The sequence below is a fragment of the Aeromicrobium sp. genome, assembly GCF_036676885.1.
Classification (GTDB): domain Bacteria; phylum Actinomycetota; class Actinomycetes; order Propionibacteriales; family Nocardioidaceae; genus Aeromicrobium.
In genome coordinates, this window is sequence record NZ_JAKFCB010000099.1 from 1 (window position 1) to 7,188 (window position 7,188).

Annotated in this window: 7 protein-coding genes; 1 reads left to right on the forward strand and 6 read right to left on the reverse strand. The window is 69.2% G+C overall.

Features of this window, described 5'->3' with window-relative positions; all coding sequences use genetic code 11:
• From V6M46_RS05115 to V6M46_RS05135, 5 genes are all read right to left on the reverse strand, one after another.
• Positions 1 to 442: HhH-GPD-type base excision DNA repair protein (locus V6M46_RS05115; protein ID WP_332662700.1), on the reverse strand; the 442-nt coding region annotated here is incomplete at its 3' end.
• 39 nt (positions 443 to 481) lie between these two features.
• Positions 482 to 823, reverse strand: a complete 342-nt coding sequence (locus V6M46_RS05120; RefSeq protein WP_332662701.1) for a hypothetical protein — start codon at positions 821 to 823, stop codon at positions 482 to 484.
• Between the two features lie 95 nt (positions 824 to 918).
• A complete protein-coding gene (locus tag V6M46_RS05125) occupies positions 919 to 3,765 on the reverse strand; it encodes an ATP-binding protein (RefSeq protein WP_332662702.1) in 2,847 nt (948 codons plus the stop codon).
• A gap of 52 nt (positions 3,766 to 3,817) precedes the next feature.
• The gene (locus V6M46_RS05130) at positions 3,818 to 4,390 is read right to left on the reverse strand and encodes a DinB family protein (protein ID WP_332662703.1); all 573 of its coding nucleotides are present in this window, start codon (positions 4,388 to 4,390) and stop codon (positions 3,818 to 3,820) included.
• Entirely contained in the window at positions 4,390 to 5,172 is a 783-nt protein-coding gene (locus V6M46_RS05135; protein WP_332662704.1) for a glycoside hydrolase family 16 protein, read from the reverse strand. The genes V6M46_RS05130 and V6M46_RS05135 overlap by 1 nt, the downstream gene beginning before the upstream one ends.
• Before the next feature lie 110 nt (positions 5,173 to 5,282).
• Here V6M46_RS05135 and V6M46_RS05140 point away from each other — a divergent pair, with 110 nt between their 5' ends.
• Positions 5,283 to 5,855, forward strand: a complete 573-nt coding sequence (locus V6M46_RS05140) for a hypothetical protein (RefSeq protein WP_332662705.1) — start codon at positions 5,283 to 5,285, stop codon at positions 5,853 to 5,855.
• A 19-nt stretch (positions 5,856 to 5,874) separates the two neighbouring features.
• Here the strand turns inward: V6M46_RS05140 and miaB are convergent.
• On the reverse strand, positions 5,875 to 7,188 hold a 1,314-nt coding region (gene miaB, locus V6M46_RS05145), incomplete at its 5' end, for a tRNA (N6-isopentenyl adenosine(37)-C2)-methylthiotransferase MiaB (protein ID WP_332662706.1).

Sequence of the window (7,188 nt, forward strand, 5' to 3'; positions counted from 1 at the left end):
TGGTCCAGCCGGCAGGCTTGACGCCGAGCTGCTTGGCCAGCAGGGCCGTGAAGATCTTGGCCTTCTGCTCGCCGAACCCCGGCAGGGCACGCAGCCGCGTCATCAGTGCCTCGCCCGTACGGGCCTCGGTCCAGATGCGCGATGCGTCGCCGTCATACTCGTCCACCACGACCTTGGCCAGCGCCTGGAGTCGGCCGGCCATCGACCGGCCGTAGCGGTGGATCGCCGGAGGGGTGGCGCACAGGTCGGCGAATGCCTCCGGGTCGGCGTCGGCGATCGCCGAAGGGTCGAGCGTGCCGAACCGGTCCAGGACCTTCGCCGGCCCGGCGAATGCCCGCTCCATCGGGAACTGCTGGTCAAGGAGCATCCCGGCGAGCAGGGCGAACGGGTCGTTGGTCAGGACCTCGTCGGCGTGTGGGTCCTGAGCGATGCGGATGGCCATGGACCGATTGTGCCACCGCCCGCGGTCTGCCCACCAAGATCACGCCCGGAAGTCCAGCACCTGCTCGGGTGGGGGGAAGCCATCCTCGAGAGCCACGCCGTGCACGTCACGCACGTACTCACGGAACCATCGGTCGAACGGCTCCTGCGATTCTGCCAGGCCCTTGAGCATCGCCTCGAGGTTCTCGGCCTCGACATAGATCACCGCGGCATCGCCAGCCGGCGTTGTCTGGATCCAGACCGCCTCACGCGTGATCCCGTGTCGCTTCCGCGATGCCTCGAAGGCGCCCTTCCGGTGACCCGTCCAGCATGAGGTCATCGCCTCGCGGTCGTCGTCGGTCTTCCCTGGCAGCAGCGGAAGCACAAATCCCAGTGCCGACATCTCTCATCACCCTCTCGTCGCTATTGGATGACTCGAGCATCGACGCCCGCGCCCCGGGAGACATCACTCGAACGCGTGATCCTTGGCGGTCCCGGTCAGCCGGGATACTCACCCTGACGCAGCACCTTCGCCGAGAGACCCACCCGTGAGGACACCTCGAGCTTCTGGAAGACATGCCGCAGATGCGTGTTCACGGTGTGCGGTGAGATGAAGAGTCGTGCGGCCACCTCGCGGTTGGTCAGCCCGTCAGCGACCAGGCTCGCAACGGTCCGCTCGGTTGTGGTCAGGCTGGCCCAGCCATGGGACGGACGCTGTCGAGGGCCACGAACGCCCTGCCGAACACCGAGGCTGCGCAAGTTGGACCGGGCGCGGGCCACCCAGGTGGTGGCCGCCAGTGCCTCGTATCGCTCCAGTGACCGGACCAGGAGCGGCTGCGCCTCTGCGGGCCTTCCGCACGCCACGAGGGTCGCTGCTGCGTCCTCGCAGGCGCCAGCGTCCTCGAGGACCCTGGACCCCGTTCCCGCCAGGTCCACCGCAGCCAGAGCCGCTTCGGGATCGCCGTCGAGCATCCCGCGACACCGCAGGAGGACCGCGCGAAGCCCCGGGACCTCTGCCGCGAGGCGCACTGTCTCTGCGAGATCCCCCACCACGTGCGAGGCGACGGCGCGCTCGTCATGGGCGAGGGCGATCCGCACCAGAGGCGGTGCGAGCAGGCGATCGAAGCGGCGGCACTGCCGCTCACCGTCGACGGCCCAGAATCGGCGCAGTACGTCGAACGCCGCTGCAGGATCGCCCTCCGCTTCGGCGAGGACCGCCACGGCGTACGCCACGGCTTCCATGCCGTACGGCGGAGAGTCAGCGTCGAGCTGACCCTGCAGCGGGGCGAGCGTCGCCCGTGCCTTCTTGAGGTCTCCCCGCGCGGTGGCGATGACCGCAAGGTAGGCCAGCGACTGCGCGATGGGCACCTGGTTGCCCTGGTTGCGAGCTGCCCCCAGCCCGGCCTCGATCTCGGCGAGCGCGTCATCCCACTCCCCCGTCAGGAAGTGCAGCTCGCCGGTCAGCTGCTGGATGTCCGGCAGGATCCAGGAGGACCCGAGATCTGCGCACTCCCGTACGCCCTTTCGGTAGGTGTCGCGCGCCTCTGCCATCCGGTCCGCGTCGCACAGCGCCATGCCCAGGAAGAAGTGCGGGTGCCGGAGCCGACCCTGCTTGTCAGGACCGTCGACCGCGGCCCGGGCGGCGCGTTCCGTCAGCTCGACAGCCTCCGCGTACCGGCCCTGCGTCTTCACCGCGAACGACAGCGTCGTCAGGCTCCATACGGTCGTGCTGGTGTCTTCTGCACGCTCGGCGAGCTCGAGTGCCGCGCGGGCGTCAGCCTCGCCACCGAGGAGGTCCCCTCCGAAGGTGCGGCCGTAGCTCGACTGCGCCAGCACGAGGGCTTGCTGTGCATCGGACAGCGCAGGCCTCGCATCCAGCGCAGCCTGCGCCTGCGCGATGAGGTCCTCCGCACGGTTCTGAAGCGACAGAGCCGAGAGAAGAGAGAGCCGAAGCGCCGCCCGGGCCTCAGGATGAGTGGTCGTGACGAGGGCCGCCTCGGCACGGGAAGCGCACTCTGCCACCCGTCCGGCTCTCAGCAGGGCCTCGACGAGCTCGGCTGTACAGAGATCATGCTCGCTGCTCTGCACCGGCAGCAGACCTTGGGCGTAATCGAGGATGTCGATGGCGACGGACGGTGCCTGCGGTAGCGCCTCCAACGCTGCAGCCCGTAGCCAGGCAACGGCCTGCAGGTCGCCTGCTGATGACCCACGCATCACGTGAGCGGCAATCTGGGCGAGCGGCGCTCCCGCCCCAGCGAGGACCCGCGCCGCGTCCTGGTGCAGGGCCACTCTGCCGGCCAGGGGGATGTCCTGGTAGATCGCGTCGTGGACCAGCTGGTGACGAAAGGCCAGGCGCGGGCCACGCTCACTCAGGAGCTCCGCGAGCAACGCCGGAGCCAGCTCGTCCAAGAGTTCGCCCGCGCGGCGTCCGGTGACCGTCGCCAGGTCCACAAGGGTGAAGGAATCGCCGAGGACGGCAGCCATGGGCAACACCCTCAGCGTCGCGTCGGGCAAGTAGCGCAGCCGGCGCAACACGAGCTGGCGAAAGGAGTCCGGCAGCGCCCCTGATGGGGCTGCCGGGTTGTCCGATCGGGCACCGAGCAGCTCTTCCGACGCGAGTGCACGGAGGATCTCGACGACCCACAGAGGGTTACCGCCGGCCCGCCGCACCAGGACCTCGGCGTCGGATCCATCCGCGGCACCGGCCTCGGCATGCACTAGGGCCGCGATGTCGTGATCCGACAGCGGACCGAGCCGAAGAATGTCCCTGCCGCGCGCGGTGACGGTTTCCAGCAGCGAGTCAAGACCGGCTGATCGAGGCGACGGACGCAAGGTTCCCACCAGCAGGAGCGGCAGGTCGGCCACCCGGTCGAGCAATGCGCGGCACACCAGCACCGTCGAGTCATCCGCCCAGTGGAGGTCCTCGAGAATCAACAGGACGGGCCCGGCACCGGTCAGTTCCTCGACAAGGTCGACGATCTCGTCGACGACCCGGTGCCGCATGTCCGGGTCCGACGCCCTCGTGCCACCGTCTCCTCTCAGCAGCCGGGCGACCGCGGCCCGCGCCGGGTCGGCCGAACCACCGCGAAGCTCAAGGGCGTCACTCACCGCGCCGAACGGGCGGGTCGTCTCGAACGGGCGCGCGGATCCGACCAGGACTGTGACGCCCAGGCCCCGCGAGGTGTCGGCGCACTCCTGCACCACCCTCGTCTTGCCGATCCCGGCCTCACCCTCGACAAACACTGCAGCGCCCGCGCCCTGAGCGACTGCCCGCAGCAGATCATCAAGCACGCCGCGCTCCGCTGCGCGACCGACCATCACGCTCGTCGACGCCGTCGCCGCCATGCGCTGAGCGTACGCGCGGGACGACATCGCGGCGAGCCAACCGAGGCGTGACTCAGGCCCGGAACGTGTCGGCGGCCTCCTGGATGCGGCCCACGTACGTCTGCCAGTAGTCCGCGTCCATCGTCTCGTCCTGGTCCGCGCCGGCGCGGCCGTCGATCATCTCCCGGACGATGTCGATGTGCCCGGCGTGGTGCGCGGTCTCGTCGAGCATCCGGATGAGCAGCACGCCGAGCGTCGTGTCACGGCGCTCCTCGGGCCAGTGCGGCACGCTGCCGGGCGAGTCGAGCTCGAGCAGCTCGATCGTCTGGTCGCTGTGCGCGGCCGCCCGGCGGTAGAGGCCGATCAGGTAGTCGCTCGACTCGTCGGCCTTGGCCCACATGTCGGCACCCTCCGAGTCGGACCCGTCCTCGACCCAGCTCAGGGTCTCGGGGGCGGGCCGGCCGAACGAGTCACCGAGATAGCGGTATTCGACGCTCCCGAGGTGCTTGACCAGGCCGAGCAGGTTGGTGCCGGTCGGCGTCATCGGGCGTCGCAGGTCGTACTCACCCACGCCGTCGACCTTGGCGAGGACGACTGCACGCTCCTCGCGGAGCTTGCGGTGGAGCTCGTGCTTGATGTCGGTCATCACTCGATCCTGCCGGGAGCGTGTGACACCGGGTCGCCGCGCACGTCGTCCACCGCCAGGACCGGCACGTGGGTCGGCGCCTCCCCCGTCGGGAAGTCGAACACCGCGATCATCATCTGCATGGGGTAGCGCGGAGCTTGCTGCGTCGACCGCACCACGCGGTCGTCGAGCAGGAAGTCGACGCCGTCCGGCCGCCATTCCACGGCGTACGAGTGGGGTTCGCGTACGTCGATGTGCTGCGTGTCCGCCGAGAACTCCTCGACGAGCGACGGGTCCCGAAACGGATGCAGGCCGCTCCCCACGTCGGCGGTGGAGCCGTCCGGGGAGATCGTGTTGCCGAATACCTCGAACAGGCAGATCTCGCCGCATCGCTCCGGGCTGTCCTCGAGCCCCACCATCCACACCGAGGCCATCGAGGTCTGGGACAGCTCCATCCGCGCAAGGACCTCGATGCGGCCGTACTCCGGCGTCCAACCCCACCACGCCGGCTGCTCCTCGCGTACGACCTGACTTTCAGCGAACGGTTGCTGGCCGACGGTGCTCCCGGCCGGCCCGGAGAAGACCCCCGACTGGACTCCCGAGACCCGCAGCGGCTTGGCGTGGGTGTCCGCGCACCAGAGACCTTGATCGAGCGGGATGCTGAGCCTGAGGTCGGAGTCGACCAGCTCGTACGTGGCAGCGGACTCGGCCCGCGAGCTCCACTGCGGCAGGTAGTGAGGCAGCCAACGACTCGTGTCGAGGTCCGCGCCGTTGAACGCCTCGCGGAAGGTCTCCTCGGCCACTGCTGTCCCCTCTTTCGCCTGCGGCAGATTCTAGGCCGCAGGACCGACAGGCCTGGTGTCGATTCGGTGGAACTCCGGAGAACGGCTGTCTCCCCGTGCGACACTCGGCCATGACTTACTGGCCCGGCTATCCGCCGCCCACGCCCCCGAAGCCACCGTGGTACCGCAACCTCATGGTGTGGCTCTGGGTCTACGTCGGCCTGGCAGCCGTCGGCGTCGTCGCCTTCCTCGTCTTCGTCTTCAGCGACGTCGGCACCTTCGAGGGCTGGGAAGACGGCTACTACTACGTCGAGCAGGACTCGGTGAACAGCGCCGTGCTCGAGCCCTGCAGGGACATGGCGCGTGCCGGGAGGGAGATCGAAATCTTCGCCGCGCCCGCCGAGGGCGCCGAAGCGCTGCATCGATTCGTCACGGCAGGCCGGGCGATCCCGGACGCGATCAACGAGGTCGACGACGCAGACAGCGGGGCCCTGCAGTGGAGGGACGACTGGATCACCCTGCTCGACGCGCTCGACTCGTACGCCGATGACCTCGCCGCCGATCCGAAGGCCGAGTTCGCGCCTCCCGACGGCCTCAACAGCGACTCACTGATGTTCGACATGAGCTGGGTGTCCGACATCGAGTGCGAGCTCCCGCCCGCCATCTTGGCGCTCGACCCGGGGTCGACTGACGACCCGTGGTGAGTCCCAGGTGTGCTGACCGTCAGATCGCGCATGCCTCGGCGGGCGGCAGCGGCGCGGGGACACCCAATGACGGCATGCCGAGCCCGACCGATCGCACCTCGGTCCTCCCCTGCCGCGACTCCCAGGCGTCACCGGCAGGCGTACGCCGGAACGAGATCGGTGCATCGTCGCTGACCAGGTGGTGCGGGGCGGCGTAGGTGATGCGCACCTCGACCATGTCGCCCGGGCGTACGGCGTGGTCAGCGGGCACGAAGTGGACCAGGCGGTTGTCGCGGGCCCGGCCGGTGAGCCGGTGGGTCGCGCCGTCCTTCTTGCCCTCGTGGTCGGCGACGAGCAGCTCGACGACCTGGCCCTCCTGCTTCCTGGCCTCGTCCCACGCGACCTCGTTGACGACCTCGATGAGCCGGTCGTAGCGCTCCTGCACGACGGCCTTGGGCAGCTGGTCGGGCAGGTCCGCGGCGGGGGTGCCGGGGCGCTGGGAGTACTGGAACGTGAACGCACTCGTGAACCGGGCCTTGCGCACGACCTCCATCGTCTCGAGGAAGTCGTCCTCGGTCTCACCGGGGAACCCCACGATGATGTCGGTCGTGATCGCCGCGTCGGGCATCGCCGCGCGTACGCGATCGATGATCCCGAGGAACTTCTCCTGGCGGTACGACCGGCGCATCGCCTTGAGCACCCGATCCGAGCCCGACTGCAGCGGCATGTGCAGCTGCGGCATGACGTTGGGGGTCTCGGCCATCGCCGCGATGACGTCGTCGGTGAAGTCCTTGGGGTGCGGGCTGGTGAAACGTACGCGCTCGAGTCCCTCGACCTCGCCGCAGGCGCGCAGCAGCTTGCCGAACGCCTGCCGGTCGCCGAACTCCACACCGTACGAGTTGACGTTCTGCCCCAGCAGCGTGACCTCGACGACGCCGTCGGCGACGAGTGCCTCGATCTCGGCGAGGATCTCGCCAGGACGGCGGTCCTTCTCCTTGCCGCGCAGGCTCGGGACGATGCAGAACGTGCACGTGTTGTTGCAGCCGACGCTGATCGACACCCAGGCGGCGAACACCGAGTCACGCTTGGTCGGCAGCGTCGACGGGAAGACCTCGAGCGACTCGAGGATCTCGACCTGCGACTCCTCGGCGATGCGGGCGCGCTCGAGCAGGACCGGCAGCGAGCCGATGTTGTGCGTGCCGAACACGACGTCGACGTACGGGGCCCGCTTCGTGATCGTGTCGCGGTCCTTCTGCGCCAGGCAGCCGCCGACGGCGATCTGCATGCCGGGGTTCTTCTCCTTGACCGACGCGATGTGGCCGAGGTTGCCGTAGAGCTTGTTGTCGGCGTTCTC

Coding starts and splice junctions, on each gene's coding strand:
- V6M46_RS05140 (WP_332662705.1), top strand. CDS start 5,283: ATGACTTACTGGCCCGGCTATCCGCCGCCCACGCCCCCGAAGCCACCG.
- V6M46_RS05130 (WP_332662703.1), bottom strand. CDS start 4,390: ATGACCGACATCAAGCACGAGCTCCACCGCAAGCTCCGCGAGGAGCGT.
- V6M46_RS05120 (WP_332662701.1), bottom strand. CDS start 823: ATGTCGGCACTGGGATTTGTGCTTCCGCTGCTGCCAGGGAAGACCGAC.
- V6M46_RS05125 (WP_332662702.1), bottom strand. CDS start 3,765: ATGGCGGCGACGGCGTCGACGAGCGTGATGGTCGGTCGCGCAGCGGAG.